Origin of the sequence: Solibacillus ferritrahens, assembly GCF_037027585.1 — a bacterium.
In the GTDB taxonomy this organism is placed as follows: Bacteria; Bacillota; Bacilli; order Bacillales_A; family Planococcaceae; genus Solibacillus; species Solibacillus ferritrahens.
In genome coordinates, this window is record NZ_JAXCLE010000003.1 from 149,001 (window position 1) to 173,300 (window position 24,300).

Annotated in this window: 29 protein-coding genes; 24 read left to right on the forward strand and 5 right to left on the reverse strand. The window is 36.9% G+C overall.

Annotated features, from left to right (window positions below):
- The first annotated feature begins 388 nt into the window (after positions 1–388).
- From SNE38_RS04715 to SNE38_RS04750, 8 genes are all read left to right on the forward strand, one after another.
- Positions 389–700, forward strand: coding sequence for a PadR family transcriptional regulator (locus SNE38_RS04715; protein WP_336045969.1), 312 nt, complete (start codon positions 389–391; stop codon positions 698–700).
- 1 nt (position 701) lies between these two features.
- Positions 702–1,244: a DUF2812 domain-containing protein gene (locus SNE38_RS04720; RefSeq protein WP_191705405.1), complete on the forward strand. Its 543-nt coding sequence runs from the start codon at positions 702–704 to the stop codon at positions 1,242–1,244.
- A 4-nt stretch (positions 1,245–1,248) separates the two neighbouring features.
- Positions 1,249–1,479 (forward strand): hypothetical protein, encoded by a 231-nt coding sequence (locus SNE38_RS04725; RefSeq protein ID WP_191705406.1) that lies wholly within the window; start codon positions 1,249–1,251, stop codon positions 1,477–1,479.
- A 46-nt stretch (positions 1,480–1,525) separates the two neighbouring features.
- Complete coding sequence (locus SNE38_RS04730) at positions 1,526–2,074, forward strand: lipoprotein (protein ID WP_191705407.1); 549 nt, start codon at positions 1,526–1,528, stop codon at positions 2,072–2,074.
- A 195-nt stretch (positions 2,075–2,269) separates the two neighbouring features.
- Entirely contained in the window at positions 2,270–3,076 is an 807-nt protein-coding gene (locus SNE38_RS04735; protein WP_336045971.1) for an alpha/beta hydrolase, read from the forward strand.
- Positions 3,077–3,134: 58 nt separating this feature from the next.
- Positions 3,135–3,689 (forward strand): histidine phosphatase family protein, encoded by a 555-nt coding sequence (locus SNE38_RS04740; RefSeq protein WP_191705409.1) that lies wholly within the window; start codon positions 3,135–3,137, stop codon positions 3,687–3,689.
- Positions 3,690–3,794: 105 nt separating this feature from the next.
- Positions 3,795–4,517 (forward strand): metallophosphoesterase family protein, encoded by a 723-nt coding sequence (locus tag SNE38_RS04745; protein ID WP_191705410.1) that lies wholly within the window; start codon positions 3,795–3,797, stop codon positions 4,515–4,517.
- A gap of 129 nt (positions 4,518–4,646) precedes the next feature.
- Entirely contained in the window at positions 4,647–5,552 is a 906-nt protein-coding gene (locus SNE38_RS04750; protein WP_191705411.1) for a cation diffusion facilitator family transporter, read from the forward strand.
- 61 nt (positions 5,553–5,613) lie between these two features.
- Here SNE38_RS04750 and SNE38_RS04755 read toward each other — a convergent pair whose 3' ends face one another.
- The 3 genes from SNE38_RS04755 to SNE38_RS04765 form a co-directional block, all read right to left on the reverse strand.
- Positions 5,614–7,131: an AbgT family transporter gene (locus SNE38_RS04755; RefSeq protein ID WP_191705412.1), complete on the reverse strand. Its 1,518-nt coding sequence runs from the start codon at positions 7,129–7,131 to the stop codon at positions 5,614–5,616.
- 365 nt (positions 7,132–7,496) lie between these two features.
- Positions 7,497–8,030: a GNAT family N-acetyltransferase gene (locus SNE38_RS04760; RefSeq protein WP_191705413.1), complete on the reverse strand. Its 534-nt coding sequence runs from the start codon at positions 8,028–8,030 to the stop codon at positions 7,497–7,499.
- Positions 8,031–8,334: 304 nt separating this feature from the next.
- On the reverse strand, positions 8,335–8,475 hold the full coding sequence (locus tag SNE38_RS04765; protein ID WP_404829040.1) for an aspartyl-phosphate phosphatase Spo0E family protein: 141 nt from the start codon (positions 8,473–8,475) through the stop codon (positions 8,335–8,337).
- A gap of 356 nt (positions 8,476–8,831) precedes the next feature.
- On the opposite strand from SNE38_RS04765, the gene SNE38_RS04770 reads away from it, so the two are divergent.
- The 7 genes from SNE38_RS04770 (at position 8,832) to SNE38_RS04800 (ending at position 15,376) form a co-directional block, all read left to right on the forward strand.
- A complete protein-coding gene (locus SNE38_RS04770) occupies positions 8,832–9,266 on the forward strand; it encodes a BrxA/BrxB family bacilliredoxin (RefSeq protein ID WP_191705415.1) in 435 nt (144 codons plus the stop codon).
- Positions 9,254–10,039, forward strand: a complete 786-nt coding sequence (locus SNE38_RS04775) for a class I SAM-dependent methyltransferase (RefSeq protein WP_191705416.1) — start codon at positions 9,254–9,256, stop codon at positions 10,037–10,039. The genes SNE38_RS04770 and SNE38_RS04775 overlap by 13 nt, the downstream gene beginning before the upstream one ends.
- Positions 10,040–10,190: 151 nt before the next feature.
- Positions 10,191–10,517: a metal-sensitive transcriptional regulator gene (locus SNE38_RS04780; protein ID WP_191705417.1), complete on the forward strand. Its 327-nt coding sequence runs from the start codon at positions 10,191–10,193 to the stop codon at positions 10,515–10,517.
- A gap of 13 nt (positions 10,518–10,530) precedes the next feature.
- Complete coding sequence (copZ, locus tag SNE38_RS04785; protein WP_336045972.1) at positions 10,531–10,737, forward strand: copper chaperone CopZ; 207 nt, start codon at positions 10,531–10,533, stop codon at positions 10,735–10,737.
- 94 nt (positions 10,738–10,831) lie between these two features.
- Positions 10,832–13,225 (forward strand): heavy metal translocating P-type ATPase, encoded by a 2,394-nt coding sequence (locus SNE38_RS04790; RefSeq protein WP_336045973.1) that lies wholly within the window; start codon positions 10,832–10,834, stop codon positions 13,223–13,225.
- A 161-nt stretch (positions 13,226–13,386) separates the two neighbouring features.
- Positions 13,387–14,385, forward strand: coding sequence for an NAD(P)/FAD-dependent oxidoreductase (locus tag SNE38_RS04795; RefSeq protein ID WP_191705420.1), 999 nt, complete (start codon positions 13,387–13,389; stop codon positions 14,383–14,385).
- A 184-nt stretch (positions 14,386–14,569) separates the two neighbouring features.
- Complete coding sequence (locus SNE38_RS04800) at positions 14,570–15,376, forward strand: aldo/keto reductase (RefSeq protein ID WP_336045974.1); 807 nt, start codon at positions 14,570–14,572, stop codon at positions 15,374–15,376.
- A gap of 337 nt (positions 15,377–15,713) precedes the next feature.
- Here SNE38_RS04800 and pgeF read toward each other — a convergent pair whose 3' ends face one another.
- Entirely contained in the window at positions 15,714–16,475 is a 762-nt protein-coding gene (gene pgeF / locus SNE38_RS04805; RefSeq protein WP_191705422.1) for a peptidoglycan editing factor PgeF, read from the reverse strand.
- An 88-nt stretch (positions 16,476–16,563) separates the two neighbouring features.
- Between pgeF and SNE38_RS04810 the strand changes: the two genes are divergently transcribed.
- From SNE38_RS04810 to SNE38_RS04820, 3 genes are read left to right on the forward strand one after another with little or no spacing between them, the layout of a single operon-like run.
- On the forward strand, positions 16,564–16,992 hold the full coding sequence (locus SNE38_RS04810) for an ATPase (RefSeq protein ID WP_336045975.1): 429 nt from the start codon (positions 16,564–16,566) through the stop codon (positions 16,990–16,992).
- A complete protein-coding gene (locus SNE38_RS04815; RefSeq protein WP_336045976.1) occupies positions 16,976–17,662 on the forward strand; it encodes a DUF771 domain-containing protein in 687 nt (228 codons plus the stop codon). Before SNE38_RS04810 ends, SNE38_RS04815 begins: the two co-directional genes overlap by 17 nt.
- Positions 17,659–17,961, forward strand: coding sequence for a DNA primase (locus tag SNE38_RS04820; protein ID WP_336045977.1), 303 nt, complete (start codon positions 17,659–17,661; stop codon positions 17,959–17,961). Before SNE38_RS04815 ends, SNE38_RS04820 begins: the two co-directional genes overlap by 4 nt.
- 50 nt (positions 17,962–18,011) lie before the next feature.
- On the opposite strand, the gene aspA is transcribed toward SNE38_RS04820, so the two are convergent.
- Positions 18,012–19,436: an aspartate ammonia-lyase gene (aspA, locus tag SNE38_RS04825; protein WP_191705426.1), complete on the reverse strand. Its 1,425-nt coding sequence runs from the start codon at positions 19,434–19,436 to the stop codon at positions 18,012–18,014.
- 221 nt (positions 19,437–19,657) lie between these two features.
- Between aspA and SNE38_RS04830 the strand changes: the two genes are divergently transcribed.
- The 6 genes from SNE38_RS04830 (at position 19,658) to SNE38_RS04855 (ending at position 24,014) form a co-directional block, all read left to right on the forward strand.
- Positions 19,658–20,182: a dehydrogenase gene (locus SNE38_RS04830; protein ID WP_336045978.1), complete on the forward strand. Its 525-nt coding sequence runs from the start codon at positions 19,658–19,660 to the stop codon at positions 20,180–20,182.
- Positions 20,183–20,373: 191 nt separating this feature from the next.
- Positions 20,374–20,844 carry a hypothetical protein gene (locus tag SNE38_RS04835; RefSeq protein WP_336045979.1) on the forward strand — a complete coding sequence of 157 codons (471 nt, stop codon included), beginning with the start codon at positions 20,374–20,376 and terminating at the stop codon, positions 20,842–20,844.
- A gap of 67 nt (positions 20,845–20,911) precedes the next feature.
- Positions 20,912–21,547 (forward strand): hypothetical protein, encoded by a 636-nt coding sequence (locus SNE38_RS04840; RefSeq protein WP_336045980.1) that lies wholly within the window; start codon positions 20,912–20,914, stop codon positions 21,545–21,547.
- A 357-nt stretch (positions 21,548–21,904) separates the two neighbouring features.
- Entirely contained in the window at positions 21,905–22,519 is a 615-nt protein-coding gene (locus tag SNE38_RS04845) for a hypothetical protein (RefSeq protein ID WP_336045981.1), read from the forward strand.
- Positions 22,520–22,767: 248 nt separating this feature from the next.
- Positions 22,768–23,208 carry a DMP19 family protein gene (locus tag SNE38_RS04850; protein WP_336045982.1) on the forward strand — a complete coding sequence of 147 codons (441 nt, stop codon included), beginning with the start codon at positions 22,768–22,770 and terminating at the stop codon, positions 23,206–23,208.
- 23 nt (positions 23,209–23,231) lie between these two features.
- Complete coding sequence (locus tag SNE38_RS04855) at positions 23,232–24,014, forward strand: MBL fold metallo-hydrolase (protein WP_191705431.1); 783 nt, start codon at positions 23,232–23,234, stop codon at positions 24,012–24,014.
- Positions 24,015–24,300: the final 286 nt, after the last annotated feature.

Sequence of the window (24,300 nt, forward strand, 5' to 3'; positions counted from 1 at the left end):
GACACGTCAAGCGGCTTTAGCGCTGTCTTGCCGTAGCCCATCAATTATTCAAGTGAAATTTTATTAGAAAATCAACCTCATGTTATGGTGATGAACCTTTATGTTTTGTAATTTCCATTATATAGTAGATGGGGCGGAATTTCATTAATTGGGGATAAATTCTATACCTTTACTTACCTTCTGATATATCTTAGGAAGGTTTTTTTATATTTGCGCTGTGGGCAGTTGTCAGTTACTTGGATATGCTACCACCATTAAAACAAGATAAATATAAGTTTAAAAAAATTGAATGTTTTACAATATATGCTAATTATATCTTGACACTCGATATATACACATTTTAATATATGTAATATCGATATATCGACAGTCAATATATGGAGGGCCTATGATTCCTTTATCAGAACCAACGTATTTAATTTTATTAGCATTAATAAAAGAACCAACGCATGGCTATGGCATTATTAAAGCAATTTCAGAGGTAAGCGAAGGGCAGTATGAAATCGCACCGGGAACGCTTTATGGGGTATTAAAAAATATTGAAAAACAAAAGTTAATTGAAGTAGTTGGTGTTGATTTAGACAATCGAAAGAAAAAGATTTATGCCATTACAGATGCAGGAAAAGAAGCGCTAATCTATGAACAACGACGTTATGAAAAGCTATTATTATTTACATACAAATTAAATGGTGAGGGATAAGATGGCAATTACACGAACATTGAGTAAAAGATTTAATTCATTTGAAGCTGAAGAACAATGGTTAAACGAGCTTGCCCAAAGCGGTTGGCGTCTTGTAGATTACGATAAAAAAGAAATTGGTGAAAACTATTATATATTTAAAGTTGATTTAGATGCGGTAAATATGCGATACAAAATTGATTTCAGAAGTTTAAAAGATAAAGAAGAGTTTGATGATTATAAGAAGCTTTTCCATGAAGCTGGTTGGGAGCTAATTGCAAAAAATCATTATTATATGAAACATATTTTCATATCAATTGAGGGAAAGGATATTTTTTCAGATCAATTATCACTCATTGACCGTGAACGAAGATTTCGCAATATAATGTCATTTTATGTAATTGGATTTGCGGCTGCAGTAATTGGCGCATATATTGCAACATTTTATTTTGATTACGATTGGTTAAATGCTCTTATTATTATGGGGATACCAGTAGTTATATGGTATAGCTATGGGTTATACAAATTCCATAAAAAAGTACGTCAATTACAACATGGGAGGTAATGAGATGAAATATTTGAAAACACTCGATAATATATTCTTTTTCATGTCACTATTTGGAATTATCCCATTAATTTTAGCTGCATTTGATGTATATCGCCAGCAAGTTCAAGATTATAAAATTGTGTTTTTATTCTCGTTATATATCGGAGTAATTGGTTCCTTTATTTTAAAAAAGTACAAAACAAAAAAATATGAGCAACTCATGAGAAAAGGTGTACCAGAATCTATGAATTAGTAAATCAATTTTTTAAATAGTAAGCAAAGATAGAAAGGAGCTTGTTATGAAAAAGATACTACCATTCCTATTCGCCATGCTCGTCTTAACTGGGTGTAGTGAGCAAAATGAAATGGAGGGCCAAGGAGTCATCAATACAGAAGCGCCACTTGTTGAACGGGTGGAGGCGGAAATGAAAAAGAAAACCAACACGCTTGAAAATATTTTCCAAGGTCAGTTTGATGATCGGGAAATTGCTTTTGCTACATATTATGAGAATTTAGATCGCGATGAATTCGTTTATCCACAAACGAATTATTCTTTATCAGAGGAAAAACAGGAAGAATTGTTGAATTATATAAAATCCGTCGAAGTGAAACTTTATAAAAAAGATTTTTCTCAAAAAGATGAAGATTTTGATTTTTGGATTATCCGTCCTCAATATCTATATTTAAGTGGTCCTACAATCGCAATAGATTTGGATCATAAAATCTTAAGTGTAGGTGCAGAGGATGTATCTCCAAACGCTTATAAAGTAGTCAATCAGGAAGAAGAAGTATTTGAAAAGTTGGTAGAACTGTTTCATAGTTCCGAAAGACAGGAGCGGAAATATTAGGGGCATTTTTGAAAGTAAGCTGGAGCATCGATTGGTGGTAAGTCGCGATTATAATCTACAAATTCTTTACATACGCTATATGGCACAATTTACTGAGTAAATGGAGGTCTGTGGATGCGAAGTTGGCAAAGTGTGTTGTTTGAAAGGTTTTTAATGCTAAGGGGAACTAAAAAGAAATTTTTGGATGCACGGCTAATGGAAAAATTTATAGCAAGCAAATACAATGAGCGGCCCTATGTATTAGATGAGAAATTTCAGCAAAAGCACTCGATTAGAAAAAACGAGATAGCCGGGATGCTGTATTACACGATTAATGACCAGCCTTCTCCGAAAAAAGTGATTTATTATTTCCACGGGGGAGCTTACATTAATGACCCGCTCATTTTTCATTGGCGCTACTTAGTAAAGCTGGCTGAAGTAACGAATTTTACAATTGTCGTACCGATTTATCCGAAGCTTCCACGGAATACGGTTAAGGAAGCATTTGAGGCAATTCATAGCTTGTATGATCAATTAGTAAAAGATTATGACGTACCGTTTATTTTTATGGGGGATTCTGCTGGTGGCGGGTTAGCGTTGGCATTCGCGCAAGATGTAAAGCACCTGTCGAAAATGCAGCCGCAGCATATTGTACTTCATTCGGCATGGCTAGATGTAAGAGGAGAGGATCCTCAGTATAAAACGCTGGAAAAACTAGATCCGATGCTTGGCGTATTAGGGGCACAGGAACTCGGTCGTATGTGGGCAAACGGACTGGATTTAACACATTATAAAGTCAGCCCTTTGCATGGAGAAATAAAGGATATTGGTCAAATAACGGTTTTTGTTGGGACAGGAGAGCTTCTTCTTGTCGATGCAAGAATGTTGCGAAGTAAAGCAAATGAACAAAATGTAGCCCTCCATTATTACGAATACCCGAATATGAATCATGTATTTCCGGTATTTCCAATTCCCGAAGCGAAGAAAGCTTTCAATACATTAGTGCAAATCATCAATAATTAACTGTTAACGCGTCAACTTTTTGATGCGTTTTTTTTATAATAAAGGGGGATATCATTTCATGAAAGTATATATCATTCGACATTGTGAAGCAGAGGGGCAAGCTCCTGAGGCAATGTTGACGGCAACGGGAATGGAAGCACGAAAGCGTCTTGCGGATTTTTTAATTCCTTATCAAATAGAGGAAGTCATTTCCAGTCCATATGAAAGAGCCATACAGACAATAGAAATGTTCATCCAGGACAACGGTATTCCCTTTAAAGTAGATGAACGATTAAAGGAAAGGGTATTGAGTAGTGAAAATCTTGTAGATTGGCTTGAAAAATTACAGCAAACCTACATAGATTATGATTTAAAGTTTACGGGTGGAGAATCGAGTAATGAGGCCGTTAATCGAATGATTGAATTAGTAAATGAACTGCGACAAGGAAATCATACGTCTGTAGCAATCGTTACGCACGGGAATATTATGTCGTTATTAATCAATCACTATAATGGTGATTTTGGATTTAATGAATGGAAACAACTATCCAATCCGGATGTTTATGAAATTAATTTTAATAGTAAAGAGATTAAGGTGAATCGGATATGGGGAAGTGAAATTGAATTTATTTAAGCAATTATAGTTTAAATAAAAAAATGGGGGAAATATATATATAAGGAAAATGTAAGAAATTCCTACATAAACTAAAAATGAAACAGGTTGAAAAGTGGGTGACTTATGAAAAACATCTTTGTAGTAAGCGATATTCACGGCCATTATGATCAATTTGTTCATGTACTTTCATTTTGGGACAAAAAAGATACACTGGTGATTTTAGGAGATTTAATCGACCGTGGACCAAAGTCATTAGAGGTTATACAAAAAGTGCTGGAATTAAAAGACGAATTCGGTGATCAAGTAATCGTTTGCCTAGGCAATCATGAAGACATGTTGATCGATTATTTAAATTTCCCGGATATAAAACAAGACCGCTTTTTTAAAAACGGCGGTCTGGATACAATTAGAAATTTTCAAGATCAACTTCCGAATGAGTTCATGACAGTAAATCCAGTCATACAAGTTGAAATGATTAAGGAAAAGTTTGCGAGAGAAATTTCGATGATAACAACAAGCAAACTTTTTGTGATTATTGGAAATGTTTTGTTTACACATGCCGGATTTGATTCGAATTTTGAAACAATTGATAATACAAGTGCCGAAGATTTTCTTTGGATTCGTAAGCATTATTTGTCTCAAAACCGCACACCCTATGTCAATGTATTTGGTCATACACCTGTGCACTTAATTCATGATTCAAGTGATGTGTGGATAAGTGAAGATGCCAAATATATTGGGATTGACGGTGGCTGCTATATGACCGGTCAACTAAATGCATTAAATATATCTGAAGCCGGAGAGATTTTGAATATATATAAAGTAGTAGTGGATCCGCCAAAATAAATTAGGCAGTTCATTATATTTTTGATATAATATTATAAACTGCATTTTTGGAGGTTACTTCCTTTTCTGATTTTTAGAAAAGGGGTAACCTCTTTCGTGTTTAAAGAAGTTTTTCAGGGAGGAAACATTTTGGAGCAATATACAAATTTACGGGCTGGTGAAAAAGGAGCCTATTTATCCATAGTTGCCTACATATTTTTAAGTATACTGAAGCTTACTGTAGGTTTTATAGGAGATTCAGAAGCATTAAAAGCAGACGGTTTAAATAATACAACAGATATTATTGCATCCATTGCGGTATTAATTGGGCTGCGAATTTCACAGCGTCCAGCTGATGATGATCATCGATACGGACATTTCCGTGCAGAAACAATCGCTTCACTTGTTGCCTCATTTATTATGATTTACGTAGGTATTGAAGTTCTTTTATCGGCAGGGGAGAAAATAGTAAATCCGATTGAGCAGGAGCCTTCTGTAATTACAATTATTGTTGCATTATTTAGTGCTGTAGTTATGTTTGCAGTTTATAAATATAACCTTAAACTCGCTACAAAAATCAATAGCTCAGCGGTCAGGGCAGCAGCATACGATAATCGATCGGATGCGTTAGTTAGTATAGGGACAGCTATTGGTATTAGTGCTGCAATTCTAGGTTTTCCAATTGTTGATACAATCACGGCATTTATTATTGGTTTGATTATTATAAAAACGGCTATAGAAATCTTTAAAGATGCGGTTTTCTCTTTAACGGATGGATTTGATACGGAGTTAATCTCATCGATAGAAGAACGAGTAACGAAAATTCCTCGGGTGCGCGAAGTGGTAGATGTCCGTGGAAGACAGCATGGGAGCTTAATTTTAGTAGATGTTACAGTACGTGTGAATCCAAATTTAAATGTCAGGGATTCGCATGCTATTACCGAGCAAATTGAACAGGCAGTTGAGCAATTGAGCAAATTTACGACAACACTTGTCCATATTGAACCATATGACCCGAAAGAAGAAATAATTTGTGAAGATGATTTCCATTTTTAACACGATTAAACAAGAAAAGAAAGCACGACATGTATGTAGCATGTCGTGCTTTTCCTTTAGGTTACTTATTAATATGCAATATTTCACCTGGGCCCATTGGTAAACCTAGTAATAGCCATACCCCGAATAAAATAATCCACATGATTGCGAAGAAAATTGAATACGGAATTAAAGCTGAAATCAGTGTACCCATTTTAATGTTTTTATCATACTTACGTGCAAATGCAAGTAGCATCGCAAAGTATGCAAGAAGCGGTGTAATCGGGTTTGTAATGGAGTCACCGACACGGTAAGCCATTTGCGTTACAGCGGGTGAGTAGCCTAAATACATAAACATCGGTACGAAAATTGGTGCAAGTAGTACCCATTTCGCAGAAGCTGATGCCATTAGTAAGTTAACTAACGCCACGATGAAGATGAATCCGATAAACATTGGTACACCCGTGAAGTTCATAGCCTGTAATGTTTCAGCACCTTTAATTGCTAAAATTGTGCCGATATTACTCCAGCTAAAGAATGCAATCATTTGTGCAGCAACGAATGCCAGCACGATGAATGATGCAAGGTCTGCCATTGATTTGAACATCATCCCAGCAACATCGCGGTCTGATTTGATTGTACCGACTACCATTCCGTAGACGATACCAGGAATTAAGAAAAGGAATAGCATTAATGGTACGATACCCGACATAAATGGTGATTGTAAAAATTCACCGTTTTCACCGCGTAAAATACCGTTTTCCGGAAGTACCGTAACCAGTAGAACAGCGATATAAATAAGCGCAGATACGGTTGCCCAAATAAGTGCCTTACTTTCTTTAGGTGTTACTTTTTCTAATACTTCAACTTTACCTTCGTATTTACCGAATCGAGGCTCTACGATTTTTACTGTTACCCATGTTGCAACTGCAATTAATAATACAGTTGATACGGCCATGAAGTAGTAGTTCATCGTTGCAAGACCTGTAAATTCCGGGTCAACTAGGCGCGCAGCTTCCTGTGTAATCCCAACAAGTAATACATCCAGTGATGTAATTAGGATGTTCGCACTAAATCCACCAGCAATTGCTGCATAAGCCGCAACCATACCAACTAATGGATGGCGTCCAATGCTCATGAAGATCATTGCAGCAATAGGTGGCAAGATGATGTATGCGGCATCTGTTGCGACACTACCAAAAATTGCTGTGAAAATTAGGACAGGTACGATCAGGCCCTTTGGTGCAGATAGTACTGTCTTTTTCATCATCGTAGTAATTAAACCACTATGCTCGGCTACACCAATACCAATCATCGCAACGATCACGATGCCAAGTGGCGCAAAGCTTGTGAAGTTTGACACCATGTTTGTTAATATCTGATGCAAACCTTCTTTAGAAAGTAAGTTTACAACTTCCAATGTTTCACCGGAAGTTGGACTCACTGCTGTTAGACCGATTTTGTTTAACAACCAAGAAGCAAGTAAGACTAAACCTGCTAACATGGCGAAAATAGTAATAGGGTCAGGCAATTTATTACCTGCTGTTTCTATTCCATTTAAAAATCGATCGATTAAGGATTTTTTTTGTTTTTTATCCATGGTCTCTCCTCCTAATTTAAAGTAACTTTTTTAGTATAGTAAGAAATATATAGAATACCATTTTTAGAAAAAATTCAGAATTAACTCTAGAAAGAAAAAATTTAATAATGCAAGGGTTGTTTAATAGTCAAAGAAAATTTAGTACCTATAAATCTTTTTTATTCTCGAAAATTTTGTTGAATAGGCATGAAAATTGTCATTGTAAATAACTGTATATTTGATGAGGTGATTGTGTCTGAAATGTGACGTTTTGTATATTTAAGAAAATCAAATGTATTTGTAGGGTGTACAAAGAGAGGGGGAGAAGATATTAAATGCAAAAAAGCCTAAAGTAGCAAGTCACACAAAGCTGTTTTAGGCTTTTATTATTTTATAAAAATATGAGCATCGCAATAGCAAAGTCCTTTGCAACTAGGGCAATCGACTTTGTAAGGTTCAAAATAGCGCGGCATATAAATGACGGGTTCGAACCCTTGTTCTACAAATTGGCGCTCGGCTGCCCAGCGGTTCGTATCGGACTGTACCCAGCCAACCGTTATAATCGTCTGTGCAATTGTTTCAGCTGCACTGAGGTATGCACGCAAAAGTTCCGTCCCAATCCCTTTTTTCCGCTCATTCGGATGGACGACAAAGTGGCTTGTATAAAAGGCTGTGCCTGACGAAACACGCTCTTTTAAAAACTGTAGTTCATTCTGGAAATAAGGGAAGTCCTTATTGAAATCAATTATTTCATATCCAGCAATATAGCCAACAACCTCCTCATGCTCATTGAGCGATAAATAACGGATGCCACCAGCCTGATCAATAGTGTGGGCATTTTCTATTTCAAATGGTAAATAATCATTTAAAAGTGCAGCAATTTTAGCTGCATACTTTATTTCGTACGGTACTATATTCATGCTGTTCCTACCTTGTTTACTATTATTTTTATTATCTTAACATATTAATGGTGATGTGTAATGTGCTACCATGTAGCCGTTGTTCTCGGTTACGACGTCCGCTTTCCTGGAGAAGCACGGGCGTGACTACTAACAACTAAAAAAAGACAGCATCAGATAACATTGATGCTGTCCTAAACGTCTTTTAAAATCTACACTTACTTAATTTATGATACTGCTCATCCATATCTTAATAGTAGTATAAAGCTAATCCTTCAGGCGTGAAGCTTTGTAGGGAACGATAGGTATGGATGAACAGCCGTAATTAAGCAGCTACATCAGAATACTTATTAAGTAATTCGTCTAATTCCTGACTGCAATTTACTACTTGTGGATGCGTATATCCTAAATTTTTTGCTTTTTTATACATATATTTTCTTTTCAATTCAATTCTTAGTTTTAACATTTTTTTTAACAAGTAGATCTTCAAAGTAAACTCTCCATTCGTTATTATTAGTAATCTTCATTATGTGGATGAAATATATTTATGACTTTTATATGGTATCTTATTCAAAAAATTCCAGGTGTCGAAATGTGTAAGAATTGACACATTTCATAAATTTGTAACAAATAAAGGAAATTTGTTCGACAAACTATTATTCAAGCTTGACTTTAATAAAAAGGTTCATTTTTAAGCATTATTTTGGGAGGGAAAGGTATCCTAAAATTCGAGGTCAAAGCAATCCAATCTTTGTACAACTCGGAAAAACATTGATATAATGGGCATTGTGAATAGATAAGAATCAGAAAGAGGTTATGGAAATGACAAATGCTTATGATGAATACATGCGTCAAGTAACACAGCCAATGCGTACAGAGCTTGAAAATTCAGGCTTTACACAATTAACGACTGCGGATAGCGTACATGAATTTATGGCAGAAACGAAGGGGACAGCTCTTGTTGTCATTAACTCCGTATGTGGTTGTGCTGCAGGTTTAGCACGTCCGGCTGCCCGTGAAGCAGTTTCAGAAGTAAAACCGGATCAATTAGTAACTGTTTTTGCAGGTCAAGACCCTGAAGCAACAGCAGCGATGCGCGGTTATTTTGATGAAGTGCCACCAAGTTCGCCTTCTATGGCAATTTTAAAAGGTGGTCAATTAGCATATTTCATTCCACGTGAACAAATCGAAGGCTTCCCTATGGAACAAATTCGTGACCATTTAGTAGATGTATTAAAGCAAGTATGTGCCGACTAACAATCATCACGACTGCCGGACGTCCAGACGAGCAATCGCTAAAATTAGCTGAACTAGCAAGTCAGGAACTAAATGCGAAAATTATTCCACGACAAAAGCGTTCAGTTCGTAAACTTGCTGAAATTTACGATGCGAATGTAATCGTTGCTGGGAAAAACCGTTATGAATATTACGCGAAAGGTGCTGAGGCGCCTTTCTTTTTTCATCCGAATTCTGCTGCATTTCGATTGAAACGAGTAGATCGTGGTGAAGAAGAGCCATTGCTTACAGCGTGTGCTTTACAAAAGGGCGATACGTTTTTAGATTGTACGCTCGGTATCGGCTCAGACAGCTTATTAGCGGCATATGCGGTTGGGAATAGTGGTGAAATCATCGGTCTTGAAGCCGATCAAAATGTAGCATTTATTGTGAAAACAGGTATGCAAACTTATGATACTTCCGAGCTCCCATTAACGTCCTATATGCGCAATATTAAAGTCATTCATGCCAATGCGCTTGAATTTTTGAAAAAACAGGAAGATAACAGTTTTGATGTTGTATATATGGATCCGATGTTTACCGAAGTAATCGAGGAATCGACTAATTTTGAAGCATTACGTTTCGCTGGTAACCATATCCCGTTAACGGATGAATGGGTAATAGAAGCAAAGCGTGTTGCTAAAAGACGTGTTGTTTTAAAGGCACATTTTAAATCGGATTGGTTTGAACGGTATCATTTTCAGCGCGATGTCCGTCTAACTGCAAAATTCCATTATGGTGTCTATATAAAATAAGGCCGTTGAAGTTCTTTTATAGGAGCTTCAGCGCTTTTTTTGATTTGAATGAATATGTTGCTATGAATTGCACATAAATAGGAACGTCTTGGAACTTTACATACCCCATATAGGTATGGTAATGTAAAAATAAGTAAGGGGGATTGGTTGAATGATCCATGAAAGCAACGAAGAGCACGTAATTCATGAAGTGAGCTGTCGTAAAAGTCATCATCCTGAACCGATAAAAAAAGATTTGACGACAAGATTAAATCGTATAGAAGGGCAAATTCGTGGGATTAAAGGTATGATTGAGAAAGATATTTATTGTGATGATGTCATTACACAATTATCGGCCACTCAATCTGCTTTAAATAGTGTCGCGAAAATTTTGCTGGAAGGTCATCTAAAAGGCTGTGTAGTCGATCGTTTAAATGAAGGCGACACGGAAGTATTAGACGAGCTTGTAGTTACAATTCAAAAAATGATGAAAAAATAAGGAGTGTTTGAGAATGGAAAACGTAATTTTAAATGTAAATGGTATGACATGCGGGCATTGTGTAAAAGCTGTTGAAACAAGTGTTGGCGCATTAGCTGGTGTACAGGAAGTAAAAGTGGACCTAACTGAAAAAAAGGTAGCAGTTGCGTATAACGAAGATGCTGTTTCAGTTGATAAAATTAAAGAAACAATTGATGAACAAGGTTATGACGTTGTTTAATAATTGAGGTTTACGAATGTTTTAGGTTCTCTAATTAGAGAACCTCTCTTTTTATAAAATTTTATACCCCCTTGAGGTATAAAGAGGTGAGAATATGACAAAAGAATTGACATTGCAAGTAACAGGTATGACGTGTGCGGCATGTTCGGCAAGGATTGAAAAAGGGTTGAACCGCATGGAAGGGGTCGAATCAGCGAACGTCAATCTAGCGGTTGAAAAAGCAGCGGTTCAATATGATGAAACGGTCATCAAAGCACAGGATATCGAGCAAAAAATCCAGGCGCTCGGCTATGATGTTGTCAAAGAGAAAGCAGATTTCACAATCGATGGTATGACGTGTGCGGCATGTTCGGCAAGAATCGAAAAGGTGCTTGGGAAAATGGACGGGATTTCTACTGCGAATGTGAACTTGGCATTGGAGAAAGCGACGATAGAATTTAATCCGTCACAAGTTTCGGTGTCCGATATTATTGCGCGTATTGAGAAAATTGGCTATGGGGCACAAGCTGTAGTCGAGGGCGACCCGGTTGATCATCGGGAAAAAGCAATCCAACGGCAAACAATTAAATTTATCGCGGCGGCCATTTTATCACTGCCACTATTATGGACGATGGTGGCACACTTTTCATTTACGAGCTTCTTATATGTGCCTGACCTTCTAATGAATCCTTGGGTACAGCTAGCATTAGCAACACCCGTTCAATTTATTATTGGCTGGCAATTTTATGTAGGTGCGTACAAATCATTACGCAGTGGTGCGGCCAATATGGATGTGCTCGTTGTGATGGGAACGAGTGCGGCCTATTTTTATAGTATTTATCAAATGCTCGCACATTCGAGCAGTCATATGCCGCACTTGTATTTTGAAACGAGCGCGGTGCTCATTACATTAATTTTATTAGGGAAACTGTTTGAAGCACGTGCAAAAGGTAAATCCTCACAGGCCATCAAACAGTTGATGGGTATGCAAGCGAAATCAGCACTTGTGATCCGGGATGCCGTCGAGCAGTCTGTGCCGCTTGAAGAAGTGCGCATTAATGATATTGTCCGCGTGAAGCCTGGTGAAAAAATTCCTGTCGATGGTGAAGTCGTTTCCGGTACTTCTGCGGTAGATGAATCGATGCTGACAGGCGAAAGTTTGCCGGTCGAAAAAAAGATTGGCGATTTTGTTTATGGTGCCACATTAAACAAAAACGGTGCACTGGAAATGAAAGCTTTAAAGGTTGGCAGTGAAACAGCACTGTCACAAATCATTAAAATTGTAGAATCGGCACAAGGTTCTAAAGCACCCATTCAACGACTTGCCGATAAGATTTCCAATATTTTTGTACCAATCGTTGTCGGAATTGCCGTCGTGACATTCATTTTATGGTGGCTAATCGGCGGAGAATTTATCCAGGCATTTGAAGCGACAATAGCAGTACTTGTTATTGCATGCCCCTGTGCGCTCGGCTTGGCGACACCGACATCGATTATGGCGGGTTCAGGACGTGCCGCACAGCTCGGGATTTTGTTCAAAGGCGGGGAACATCTTGAACAGACCGGTTTTGTCGATACAGTGGTTGTTGATAAAACAGGTACCGTTACTAACGGGAAGCCGGTGTTAACGGATGTAGTGATGTTTAATAATTTTGATGAAGATGATGTGCTTCGCATTGCCGCAACAGCAGAAAAACAGTCTGAACATCCTTTGGCAGAAGCGATTGTTGAAGGTGTGTTAGAGCGTGGTATTAAACTGTCAGCTGTATCAAATTTCCAAGCACTTCCTGGACTTGGTATTGAAGCGCAAGTAGATGATGTCGAAGTAGCTGTTGGTACGAGAAAACTAATGCGTAATCAACAAATTGATATTAATGAATCAGTTGAACAGCAATTGATTTCATTGGAACAGCAAGGAAAGACTGCGATGCTTGTTGCCATTAACAAAGAATTCGCAGCAATTATTGCCGTGGCGGATACGGTAAAAGAAACATCTGCTGAAGCGGTGAAACGTTTGCATGCGCTTGGCCTGAAAGTGATTATGCTTACTGGGGACAATGAACGTACTGCTCAAGCTATTGCGGCGGAAGTGGGCATTGATGAAGTCATCTCAGAAGTGCTGCCTGAACAAAAGGCACAGCAAATTGAAACCTTGAAACAACAAGGGCGTAATGTTGCAATGGTTGGTGACGGGATAAACGACGCACCGGCACTAGCGGTAGCTGATATCGGAATGGCAATTGGTACAGGAACCGATGTTGCGATGGAAGCGGCAGATATTACATTAATTCGCGGGGATCTGAACAGTATTGCAGATGCAATTTTAATGAGCCGTAAAACGATGACGAACATTAAACAAAACCTGTTTTGGGCGTTTGCTTATAATATCATTGGCATTCCGATTGCTGCACTCGGTTTCCTAGCTCCTTGGGTAGCAGGTGCCGCGATGGCATTCAGTTCTGTTTCGGTTGTATTGAACGCATTAAGACTGCAACGTGTTAAATTGTAAAAATAACCGACTTCCTGAATAAAGAATGCTTACGTTTCATAATAAAGAATATATCAACATAGAAACACAGTATAGTTTTTGTTGTAGTGAAAGCTTACAATCGATGTTTTTCTCATTCCATCTTTATTATAAATAAACCAATAATGATAGGAGCAATCAATATGAAGGAAGATTCAAAGGTATATGACGTCACGATTATCGGTGGAGGTCCTGCGGGTATGTTTACGGCATTCTACGGAGGTATGCGCCAGCTTGAAGTTAAGTTAATTGAAAGTCTTCCACAATTAGGTGGGCAGCTTGCTGCACTTTATCCAGAAAAATATATTTATGATATTGCAGGTTTTCCAAAGGTCCGGGCGCGGGAACTTGTGAATAATTTGAAAGAGCAAATGTCAGCATTTAACCAAGAAATAGTAACTGAGCAAAGTGTCGAAACAATTACTAAGTTGGAGGACGGAACATTTAAGCTGACGACGAACAAAGAAATACATTATTCAAAGACAATCATTATTACAGCTGGTCTTGGTGCATTCCAGCCAAGACAGTTGGAAGTTGTAGGAGCAGAATATTACGAGGGCAAAAACCTTCATTATTTCATCAGTGAGTTAAATGAATTTCAGGGGAAGAATGTAGTTATTTTCGGCGGAGGAGACTCAGCTATTGACTGGTCACTTATGCTTGAGCCTATTGCAAAGAAAGTTACTATTGTCCATAGACGTGATCAATTTAGAGCGCATGAGCACAGTGTTGAAAAGCTGCTCAAATCGAGTGTAGACATAAAAACGCCTTTTATACCTGATGAGTTGTTTGGTGATGAAAAGGGCATTAAACAAGTTGTCATCCGGAATGCAGAAGGAGAAAAAGAAACACTTGAGGTGGATGAAATAATCGTAAACTATGGATTTAAATCCTCATTAGGTCCAATCAAAGAGTGGGGTTTGGAAATTGAGAAAAATTCCATTATCGTAAACTCTAAAATGGAAACAAATATCGAAGGAATATATGCTGTTGGTGACGTTACCACATACGATGGAAAAGTGAAATTAATTGCAACTGGATTCGGTGAAGCGCCGGTTGCAATTAGTGCGGCACGGTTGTATATTGACCCATCAGCAAAAAAACATGTACCGCACAGCACGGATATTTTCAGTAGGAAGTAGTATGGGGTTTAATAAGAGAAATGGAGACACAATTCGCTTATGAATTTGTGTCTCTTTTTATCTACATTTAGGAATCTACTATTATAAGCGTAGACCTTTACCTATTACTTTCTGAAAATTCCATATTTCGTTATGATATAACTAGCAGGAAAAATAATGAGAATTTAAAGGGAGTGCCTAAACTATGGAATACATTACACTTAATAATGGAGTAAAAATGTCGATTGTTGGTACCGGAACAAATACGTATGGAAAAGAAAATAATGAATTTAAAGGAGCATTAAAAAATGAAATTCCTGAACTCGTGTCAGCACTTGAGTTGGGATATCGATCAATAGACGCTGCTATTATGTATAACAACGAAGAACTTGTCGGAAGAGTTTTAGCAGAAAGCACAGTTCCTAGAGAAGATTTATTTATTACGACAAAAGTCCCGGCGAACGAAGAATATATTTCTTCAAAAGATGCGACTCGAGCAGCTATAGATAATAGTCTGAAAAACTTCCAAACAGATTATTTGGACCTGCTTCTTATTCACTTCCCGATCGAAGACAAAGAACAGCTGAAAAACACTTGGGAAGTATTTGAAGATTATTACGAAGCGGGCAAACTAAAAGCAATAGGGGTTTCAAACTTTGGTAAAAATCAGCTTGATGAATTGAAAGAATTCGCTAAAGTGAAGCCAGCCGTTAATCAAATACAAATTAATTTAAAAGAAAAGAATAAAGAACTTCTGGCTTTATTACAAGAAGAGGGTATTACGCCTGTTGCATGGGGGCCTATGAAAACTGAAGCTGATCAAAACGAAGTGTTAGATGAAATCGGTAAAGCTTATGGGAAAACTGGCGCGCAAGTGTTATTAAAATATCAAATAGAGCGCGGTGTAATCGTTATTCCAAAATCACACAACCGTGATAATCAAGCAGCTAATCTAGCACTTTTCGATTTCGAATTAACTGCAACAGATGTAGAAAGAATTGAAAGTCTGTAAATGTAAACAAGCGTCTCCAATTTAGGAGACGCTTGTTTTATCTAGTCTGTTGGTTTACGTTTTTTAATAACCAGGTCGAATCTTCTAATATATTTAAAAATGTGCTAATATTAGTTCAGTTTTCTAATATATCTGTCCAATGTGCTAATAAGCTGTTGAAATGTTCAAATATCGCTCGGGAATCTTCTAATATCCAGCCAAAAGGTTCTAATATCTAATCTAAAGTTCTAATAAAAAATACTTCGACTTATCTAAAGCCCATATTCCAATGTGACTGTACAAAACTTATCGTAAGTGGAGTACTATTTGATTCAAATTTCATCCAAAACACAAGAACCTATTCCTTCCGCATAATAAAACTCAAATGTCTGCCTGTACCTCGGTCTTGACGATGAGAAAATCCGTCATCATCCAAAAATGTGCACATACGGTCAATTGTAATATTCTCTTCAGGAACACCTGCAAGCATGCATTGCTTTTTCACGGTTAACTGATTATCGATATGGAATTTACCTGTATCTTCATTCCAGTACATAAATTCATCCGCATAGCCGAGTGCATTGAATTTCTCCTGCACATCCGCATCCACTTCAAATTTTTCCTGGCTAATTGCAGGTCCGATTAACACTTTTAAATCACGCATATCACAATTTTCTTGTGTGTTTAAATGCTGTAGCAACTTTAAAGTAATTTCTTTAATCGTACCTTGCCAACCGGAATGAACGGCACCGACTAGGTTTGTTTTTTCATTATAAAATAGAACGGGTACACAGTCTGCAGTGAAGCTTGAGATTACGACATTCGATTCGTACGTATAGAGGGCATCGGTGTCGGAAATGGCTGTTGCGTTGTCTGTCGCACCTTTACCGATTTCTGATTTTTCTACACGGAAGAAGTTTGCGCTATGTGTTTGATTGGCGCAGACAAAATCCGACAGGTCTGTTTCCAGCAGTGATGCAAGCTGTTTGCGGTTTTCGATAATATTAGCTTCGTTTTTGCAAACATGCAGGGCCATATTATTGTCCTCGGAAAATGCTGAATCTTTGAGTGTAATACCCATTACTCGTTTTACATTATTTTCATAAAATTTTACCTTCATTTTATCACCCCCTGTACTATACCCTCAAAAGCAATTTTTGTATAGGCAAATGGGGTTTGGTATAATGATGAGAAATAGGGGGAATAGGATGAAAAGTTGGCAAATCATTTTAACGGGGTTTTTACCTTATGTAATGGCGGTTATTGTTTTTATAGCGGTTGCAATTCCTTATGCGAATGAAGCGATCACATTCGGTACGGCCGTGACCATAATTGTTTATGTTTTGCCAATTTACTTCTTTGTCGTCATCCCTTGGTATTATGTGTTGTACATCATGCGCAAACGTTACAGCAAACGTGCACTTTTGTTCACAAGTCTTGTTTTTTGCGTGCTTCAGCCAATCATTTTCGGAATGATTCTTAAAGTACCGATGGGCAGCGCGGATTTTTTATTTTTTGTATCACCGCCGTTTATAGTTGGCATAATGGTTAGTACACTGTGTATTAACTGGTTCTATAAAGAAGACTTACAGCAACTGACAGATGGAAGGGGAGAGCCGATTGGAATTGACGATTGAATGGCACTATATCACAAAGTCCAAGCAGGAAATTACTTGGCGAAGTGAGGCCATACCTGCTGCGCATGCCTATACGCTGGTACTGGATATGGAAAATACGGGTCGGACAAAAAATATTGTGATGACAGATGAACATGACAGTACTTGGACCATGAAAGAGCTGAAAAAATATTTAAAATCACTGGAAACAGAACCAACCGAAGTGGAAGTGTATTTCGATGGAGGTTTTCATAGAGAAGAAAAGCTGGCTGGTTTAGGGATAGTCGTCTATTATAAACAGAATGGGAAAAACTATCGCTTGCGAACGAACCGACTGGCGGAGTATTTAACATCAAACAATGAAGCGGAATATGCGGCTCTGAATCTTGCGGTTGAACAGCTTGAGGAAATGGGTGTCCACCATCAAAAAGTGAAGATTTATGGCGATTCGCAAGTAGTCATTAATGAAATGAACGGCGAATGGGCGGTAACTGATTCCGTTTTGACAACGTGGGCGGATAAAATCGATGTGAAGCTGCAAAAGCTTGGCATTCGACCTCACTATGAATATATTGACCGCAAACAAAATGGTGAAGCCGATCAGCTAGCAAATCAGGCGCTTCAGGAAATCGAAATTTACGCGGATATTGATGTACAAAAAAGTAGGAAAAAGAAGGGGGATCTTTCATGATTCGATCTGTTGGCGCTGGTAGTTCAAGTTTAACGAACCAGACTCGTCCAAGAAATATACAAAAACAAACTACAGCATTCCCGAAAATTGGGGAAGATCAAGGATTCACACCAAAGCAGGAAAAGCTACGCACTGAAGAGTTCGAAAAAGCACCGATGATGGTTGGTGTAAAGCCGAAAGCACAGCTAAAATCCATTTTTGACGAAATAAATGATGTCGTTAAGAAAAATGCGGATGGGGATCGTTTGGAAGTAAGTAAACGTGCCATTTCTTTAGCAAAGGAAACTTTATTCAGTTAAAAAATAAGCTCCACCGGGAAATTAATTTTCTCAGTGGAGCTTTCTTTATATTATAGAATTACTTTTTTCTCAAAAGCACGTTCACCAGCAATACCTGGTTGTGTTAATTCAAATGGATTTAAAATAATATCCAATTGTTCGATTGTGAAATAATTATATTGTAGGCAAAGTTCACGTACAGATTTACCGCTATGAAGTGCTTCGCGGGCAATCTGGCTTGAACGTTCATAGCCTAAATGAGGGGCTAAAGCTGTTACAACACCGATTGATTGCTCTACAAAATCATGTAAACGCGCTTCGTTTGCTTCAATATGATCTAAGCAGTATTTTGTGAATACTGTAAAACCATTTGTCATAATTTCGATTGATTGTAGCAAGTTGAATACTAATACAGGCTCCATTACATTCAATTCGAATTGTCCTGCTTCAGAAGCAAGAGAAATTGTAACATCATTACCGATTACTTGGAAAGCAATTTGGTTAATCACTTCAGGCATAACTGGATTTACTTTACCAGGCATAATAGATGAACCAGGCTGGCGTTCCGGTAAACGGATTTCTGCAAAACCGGCTTTTGGACCTGATGCCATTAAACGTAAATCATTACAGATTTTCGACATATTCATCATCGCAATTTTTAACATTGATGAAACTTCTGCGTACGTATCTGTATTTTGTGTACCATCGATTAAATTATCTACTTTAATGAATGGGAATCCACTATAAGCAGCAATGTTTTCTACAGCTAATTTCATATATTGTGTATCTGCATTTAAACCAGTACCGATAGCAGTTGCACCGATATTGATTTGCAGCATTGTTTGCTGAGCTTTCTTAATACGGGCAATATCACGTGCTACTACTGCCGCGTATGCACCAAATTCTTGACCTAAACGGATTGGTACTGCATCTTGTAAATGAGTACGACCCATTTTTACAATGGAATCAAATTCTACTGATTTTTGAATGAAACTGTCACGCATTACTTCCATCGCCATTATTAACTTGTCTAAAGTTGCTACTGTTGCGATATGAATAGCAGATGGGAATGCATCATTAGTTGATTGGGCCATATTAACATGGCTGTTAGGACTGATGATTGAATAAGTACCTTTTTCTTCCCCTAATATTTCTAACGCACGGTTAGCAATGACTTCATTGGCATTCATGTTCATTGAAGTACCTGCGCCGCCTTGAATTGGATCTACAACGAATTGATCGTGTAAATGCCCTTTAATAATGTCATCAGATGCTTGCGCAATCGCATTAGCAATTGTTGCGTCTAATTTACCGATCGCTGCATTCGCAAGTGCTGAGCTTTTTTTCACAATGGCAAATGCGCGGATCAATTCCGGATGCATAGTCATTTTTGTGATGGGGAAGTTTTCTATTGCACGAGTTGTCTGAACGCCGTAATATGCGTCCTTTGGAATTTCTAATGTGCCTAAAAAGTCTTTTTCAATACGTGTACTCATTTGTACGAACCCTCCAAGAGAATGGTGTAATAGTTGGATAAACAATTACATTATACGTCAAAAACTCCTAAAAGCTTACTTGCTGAATTATTAGATTATTTGACGTGTTCATGTGAACTTTAAAAAGTTATTGCCGAAGTTCATTATAAACAAATTCTAGTCAATTACGAAACTTTTTTCTGCTTCGTGCGACTAAATTAGAAAGGAGTGAGCGGAATACAATGAAAAATTGGTTACCATACATGTTTATACTAATTATGTTATTGGGTGCCTGTAATAGTGGTGAGCAGACAGGTAATTTGGGTGAAAATAGTGGGGAAGACGCAGCGGAAGACAATATTGACTATAAACTACTACATCAGTTGAACTACATGCCACCAGAGATAGGTTCTAGCATTTCAATTGTACAGGATGAGAAACTATATTTAACATGGGCTGAAATATTCGAGTTTGATACAGTCCATGCTATAGACTTTGAAACAGAAGAAGTCCTTTTTATAACGGCTTATTCAGATGGCTGTGGCAGAGTATTCGAGAGTGTTAAAAAAGAAGGGGAAACATTAATTGTAAAGTTAAATTACCCTGAAGATATTCGTAAAGAAAAAGATATTGTATGTACGGAAATGGCACTACCAAATACGTATGTTATCAAGATGGAAAAGACGAACACGACAAAAGGGAAGTTAATTGATATTCAACGAACAATTTATGAAGATAATGCGATTGTTCAGGAAAAGCTGCAATAAATATTGAGGGGCTCTTCAGTATTCATCACACGATTAAAAGCTTTAGGAGCAACAACTCAAATGAGTAGAACTACCCTTCATTGTCGACACGAGTAAACGCTTTAACGAATTGCGGGCAAATCTTCAACGGGATTAACACTAGAAAACGTAAGAATGGGGTGAAACTTATATTTAAGAAACTTACAGCTAGCATGATATTGTTACTTTTGATAGGGAGTGCAACAATTTTTCATTTAATTTCCTCTAAGCCAGAAAATCAAATGATTAGTCAGGGTGAAGAGAAATTGGCTACTTCGGTAACCGGAACCGAACAAAACCGTGATTTGAGTGAAGCACAACATGAACAATTAAAAGAAACACTTAATTTATCACTGCGGGCAATAAGTGCAATGATAAACAAGGATTATGAATATTTAGAAGAAATCATTGCCCCTACAGTAAAACTTAATAAAGAGAATAATACGATTTCTTTTGGGGATTCAAATGAAATACCTATAAGAGACAGCTTTGATTATAACAATTTTGAGTTTAGAGCTTATATGGTACAAGAAGATACAGTTTTAATCATTTTAGGAGTTAATAATGTATCCTACGAGTTTTCATTTGTTGAGCATAAGGGGAAAAGTGGAAATTATCTATTGAAATCAATTTATACTAATTAGGGTAATTACGAAACAGTAAGATTAAATACAATTTTAAATAATAAAGAAAAAGGTAACAGGAGGAAAAATGAAAAATATTAGGGGGTTTTTAATTTTGGTCACAAGTTTGCTAATGCTTTACGGCTGTGATGAAGGTGGAAAGCAACCGGTTTCTACGACTACCGACACTGAAAAAATGAGTTCAGAAAAAGAAACAGAAAAAAAGTTATTAGCATTGTCAGAAGAAATATTCTCCCTGTTAAAGGATTCTAACTATGAAAAATTTGCTGAGAAGGTTGATCAAGAACATGGTGTTACCTTTGCTTTTTATGCGGATTTTGGTCATCCCGATGGCTATGGAGGGGAATATGTAAACTTATCAAAGAAGGAGATAAGTGAAAGAAATAATACAAAGTATTTATGGGGAGCCGATGAATCAGGTAAAGAATTTGAAATGTCCTTCCATGAATATGTTCAACAGTTCCTCTTACGAAAATGGGGAATGAGTGATGCAGATTATAGTATTATTACATTTAATGAACCAGGAGAGAATTTTGCAGGTGTAATAAATACCATTCATGAATTTTATCCGAATGCTAAATACGTCGAATACTATTCGCCAGGAGAAACGGAGCATTTATTCCAATCTTTGCGGTTTATCTACCAAGAAAGAGATGGAGAATGGTATCTTATAGGAATAGCTCGTGATGTAGCTAGCGTATGACATTTATGGCAAGATTTATAATGAGGAGTTTCTAAGTGAACAACTTAAATAATGAGATGTCAATTCAGGTGGAAATTAGAGCTGTAAAAAGATTATAAATACTAAAAAAAATGACCTTGATATTTTTATAGAATCTAACCATAAGGGAAAATACAATATTATTTGGAGTGTTGATAACCAAGTCTCAACAGCTATGGTATTTGAAAAGTTTATTCATGGTGTGGATTATAACTTTTCTACCAATGACATAGAGATGAAGAAGTTGAATAAAACAGCGATAAGTCTAATTAAAAAATGAATTGAGTCTATCTCGCGCTTCTTGGTTATAATAACTTTATTAAGGAAAGGTGTTTGAGAATGAAAAGAAAAATTTTATTCGGTTCTGCTACTATTGCTGTTATAATTATTGCCACACTTGGAGTTCGTGAATATGGGGCTCTTAAATATTCAAGCGACAATAATGACTCAACAAATAGTAACATCCTAGAAGCATCTGAATCCCAAATTTATCATCCTGAAATCGGAGAATGGGTTTCAAAGATGAATCTATTACTTTCCGAACCGTTGAATGACCCAAAATTGAAAAAAGCGGGCAACGATGAAGGGTTCGAGTATTACTTGAAGTCACTAGTAGTCAATGATGAATCACCACTCCATTTAATTAAAGGAAATAAAAAATTAGAAGAAGATTATACAACTTTGTTCCTTTTAACAAGTTATATCTCTCATATGCAATTTGCCCGCACGGTACATTTAGGTCCAAATGGTGAAGCGAAGGAATCAATAGAATTAGTTGATGAATGGGCACCTACTGATGAAAACACGCATAAAGCATTCGAGTACATGAAGCAAATTATGAATGATTTAGACGTTGCCATTAATCATAAGGGAAAAGGTGAACTATATGGTGTGACGCATTTATTAAACGGCGATAAGGCTTCCGAAGTAAAAAAATTCGTAACGAGCAGTTGATAGTTAAGATGCCGAAAGTTATTCATCCCCTTTATACAGTAGACATGTTGAAGATTTCGATTTTGTCTACTGTCTTTTTTATTTAATTAGGCTCACTTAAGCGAGAACCAATTATAAATTTGATATAATTTAATAATAAAAAGGAAGAATATAACTTTTATGGAATAGGGTATATTTGGAACTATGTATAAGATAAAACATGAATTTGAGGGAATGCTGTGAAACCTATAATGAAAAGAAAAGATTTAATGACCAAGACAGATATCTCAAACGCTGTAATGACTGTTTTAAGTGAATCTAATTTGTCATCAGAAGATCCTACTTTAAATAAAGCATTAATTGTCTATCATTACTACTCTGAACTTGAAAGTGGGGGACACGAAAGTTTATTCAGATGGTTTGGACAGGAAATTAAAGAGATTGGAATAGATAACTACTTGAATAAACTAATTGGCGTCCTTGAGGAAATCGGTGCTCACAATTATGCGATGATTGAGAAAAAGTATGGTAAAAAGTTGTGGAGCTTGTACGTTGCATTAGAAAATGATGAAATTGAAGAAGACGAGTTTTATAGTATCGTGGAAAAAGCGACAGATGAGTATTACAAGCTTAATGATGTGTTGCGAGAGTTATTGGAAACATATTTTGTTACGATTTATACGGACTTAGTAGAAGTAGTGGAAGATTAATTGGAATGGATAGGGGAGTTATCATGTTAAAAGATGATTGGTTTACTGTTCGGCAAATTGATGACAATACATATGCAATAAGTGAATTAGGCCATTGGGAAAAAGTCCATTCCTTTTTATTATTAGGGGAAACAAAAGCTGCTCTTATAGATACAGGCTTAGGTATTGATAACATGAAGCGAATTACAGATCAGCTAACGACCTTGCCAATTGATGTGCTCACAACACATGTTCACTCAGACCATATCGGAAGTCATGGGGAATATCCACGTATTTTTGTCCATGAGTACGAAGAATCCTGGCTAATAAATGGAATTGTGGGGTTGTCCATAGATCAGATTAGAGCAAACACAGCAAGAGATATTACAATCCCCATACCGAAAAGCTTTAACCCAGATACATATACGCCCTTTACTGGAAAGCCTACTGGATTATTCAAAGATGGCGATATTCTTGATTTAGGGAATCGGAAATTAATTATTTATCATACACCTGGACATTCGCCAGGACATATTTGTATATTTGACGAGACAAAAGGCTATTTATTTACGGGAGATTTACTGTACGATGAAACGCCAATTTATGCATTTTATCCAACAACAGACCCTGTAGATTTAGTGAACTCTTTAGAGAAAATCACAACAATCCCTAACGTTAATTTGATTTATGGTTCGCATAATTCATTAGGAATTAAACCTGATATTTTAAATGAAGTTCAAAAGGCAGTTATCTACTTGAGAGAAAATGATTTAGTGAAATTTGGAACAGGCATACACCAATTTAAAGGCTTTAGTGTGCGATTTTAGAAAAATAAGGGAGAATATGTGATTAGAGATGATATTAACGGATATGTTAATCGGAAATAGTGCGGGATTATTTTCGGTTATAATGCTAACTGCTTGTCTTTACTTTAGTCTTTCTTACTTTGAATATTTAAAAGAGGGAGATAAACGTTTAACAAAACAAGCTAAACTTTTTGCTACGATTACACTATTTCTTGGTTTAGGAGTTCCTGCATTATACGAACTTTTTAGCTAGCGAACTATAATCACAACTGGAAATCCATTTAATGGTAATATATAGTTATTATAT

What these genes read in the sequence shown, in the direction of transcription:
- SNE38_RS04715 (WP_336045969.1), top strand. Translation starts at nt 389, where the DNA reads ATGATTCCTTTATCAGAACCAACGTATTTAATTTTATTAGCATTAATA.
- SNE38_RS04720 (WP_191705405.1), top strand. Translation starts at nt 702, where the DNA reads ATGGCAATTACACGAACATTGAGTAAAAGATTTAATTCATTTGAAGCT.
- SNE38_RS04725 (WP_191705406.1), top strand. Translation starts at nt 1,249, where the DNA reads ATGAAATATTTGAAAACACTCGATAATATATTCTTTTTCATGTCACTA.
- SNE38_RS04730 (WP_191705407.1), top strand. Translation starts at nt 1,526, where the DNA reads ATGAAAAAGATACTACCATTCCTATTCGCCATGCTCGTCTTAACTGGG.
- SNE38_RS04735 (WP_336045971.1), top strand. Translation starts at nt 2,270, where the DNA reads ATGGAAAAATTTATAGCAAGCAAATACAATGAGCGGCCCTATGTATTA.
- SNE38_RS04740 (WP_191705409.1), top strand. Translation starts at nt 3,135, where the DNA reads ATGAAAGTATATATCATTCGACATTGTGAAGCAGAGGGGCAAGCTCCT.
- SNE38_RS04745 (WP_191705410.1), top strand. Translation starts at nt 3,795, where the DNA reads ATGAAAAACATCTTTGTAGTAAGCGATATTCACGGCCATTATGATCAA.
- SNE38_RS04755 (WP_191705412.1), bottom strand. Translation starts at nt 7,131, where the DNA reads ATGGATAAAAAACAAAAAAAATCCTTAATCGATCGATTTTTAAATGGA.
- SNE38_RS04760 (WP_191705413.1), bottom strand. Translation starts at nt 8,030, where the DNA reads ATGAATATAGTACCGTACGAAATAAAGTATGCAGCTAAAATTGCTGCA.
- SNE38_RS04765 (WP_404829040.1), bottom strand. Translation starts at nt 8,475, where the DNA reads ATGTTAAAACTAAGAATTGAATTGAAAAGAAAATATATGTATAAAAAA.
- SNE38_RS04770 (WP_191705415.1), top strand. Translation starts at nt 8,832, where the DNA reads ATGACAAATGCTTATGATGAATACATGCGTCAAGTAACACAGCCAATG.
- SNE38_RS04775 (WP_191705416.1), top strand. Translation starts at nt 9,254, where the DNA reads ATGTGCCGACTAACAATCATCACGACTGCCGGACGTCCAGACGAGCAA.
- SNE38_RS04780 (WP_191705417.1), top strand. Translation starts at nt 10,191, where the DNA reads ATGATCCATGAAAGCAACGAAGAGCACGTAATTCATGAAGTGAGCTGT.
- copZ (WP_336045972.1), top strand. Translation starts at nt 10,531, where the DNA reads ATGGAAAACGTAATTTTAAATGTAAATGGTATGACATGCGGGCATTGT.
- SNE38_RS04790 (WP_336045973.1), top strand. Translation starts at nt 10,832, where the DNA reads ATGACAAAAGAATTGACATTGCAAGTAACAGGTATGACGTGTGCGGCA.
- SNE38_RS04795 (WP_191705420.1), top strand. Translation starts at nt 13,387, where the DNA reads ATGAAGGAAGATTCAAAGGTATATGACGTCACGATTATCGGTGGAGGT.
- SNE38_RS04800 (WP_336045974.1), top strand. Translation starts at nt 14,570, where the DNA reads ATGGAATACATTACACTTAATAATGGAGTAAAAATGTCGATTGTTGGT.
- pgeF (WP_191705422.1), bottom strand. Translation starts at nt 16,475, where the DNA reads ATGAAGGTAAAATTTTATGAAAATAATGTAAAACGAGTAATGGGTATT.
- SNE38_RS04810 (WP_336045975.1), top strand. Translation starts at nt 16,564, where the DNA reads ATGAAAAGTTGGCAAATCATTTTAACGGGGTTTTTACCTTATGTAATG.
- SNE38_RS04820 (WP_336045977.1), top strand. Translation starts at nt 17,659, where the DNA reads ATGATTCGATCTGTTGGCGCTGGTAGTTCAAGTTTAACGAACCAGACT.
- aspA (WP_191705426.1), bottom strand. Translation starts at nt 19,436, where the DNA reads ATGAGTACACGTATTGAAAAAGACTTTTTAGGCACATTAGAAATTCCA.
- SNE38_RS04830 (WP_336045978.1), top strand. Translation starts at nt 19,658, where the DNA reads ATGAAAAATTGGTTACCATACATGTTTATACTAATTATGTTATTGGGT.
- SNE38_RS04835 (WP_336045979.1), top strand. Translation starts at nt 20,374, where the DNA reads ATGATATTGTTACTTTTGATAGGGAGTGCAACAATTTTTCATTTAATT.
- SNE38_RS04840 (WP_336045980.1), top strand. Translation starts at nt 20,912, where the DNA reads ATGAAAAATATTAGGGGGTTTTTAATTTTGGTCACAAGTTTGCTAATG.
- SNE38_RS04845 (WP_336045981.1), top strand. Translation starts at nt 21,905, where the DNA reads ATGAAAAGAAAAATTTTATTCGGTTCTGCTACTATTGCTGTTATAATT.
- SNE38_RS04850 (WP_336045982.1), top strand. Translation starts at nt 22,768, where the DNA reads ATGACCAAGACAGATATCTCAAACGCTGTAATGACTGTTTTAAGTGAA.
- SNE38_RS04855 (WP_191705431.1), top strand. Translation starts at nt 23,232, where the DNA reads ATGTTAAAAGATGATTGGTTTACTGTTCGGCAAATTGATGACAATACA.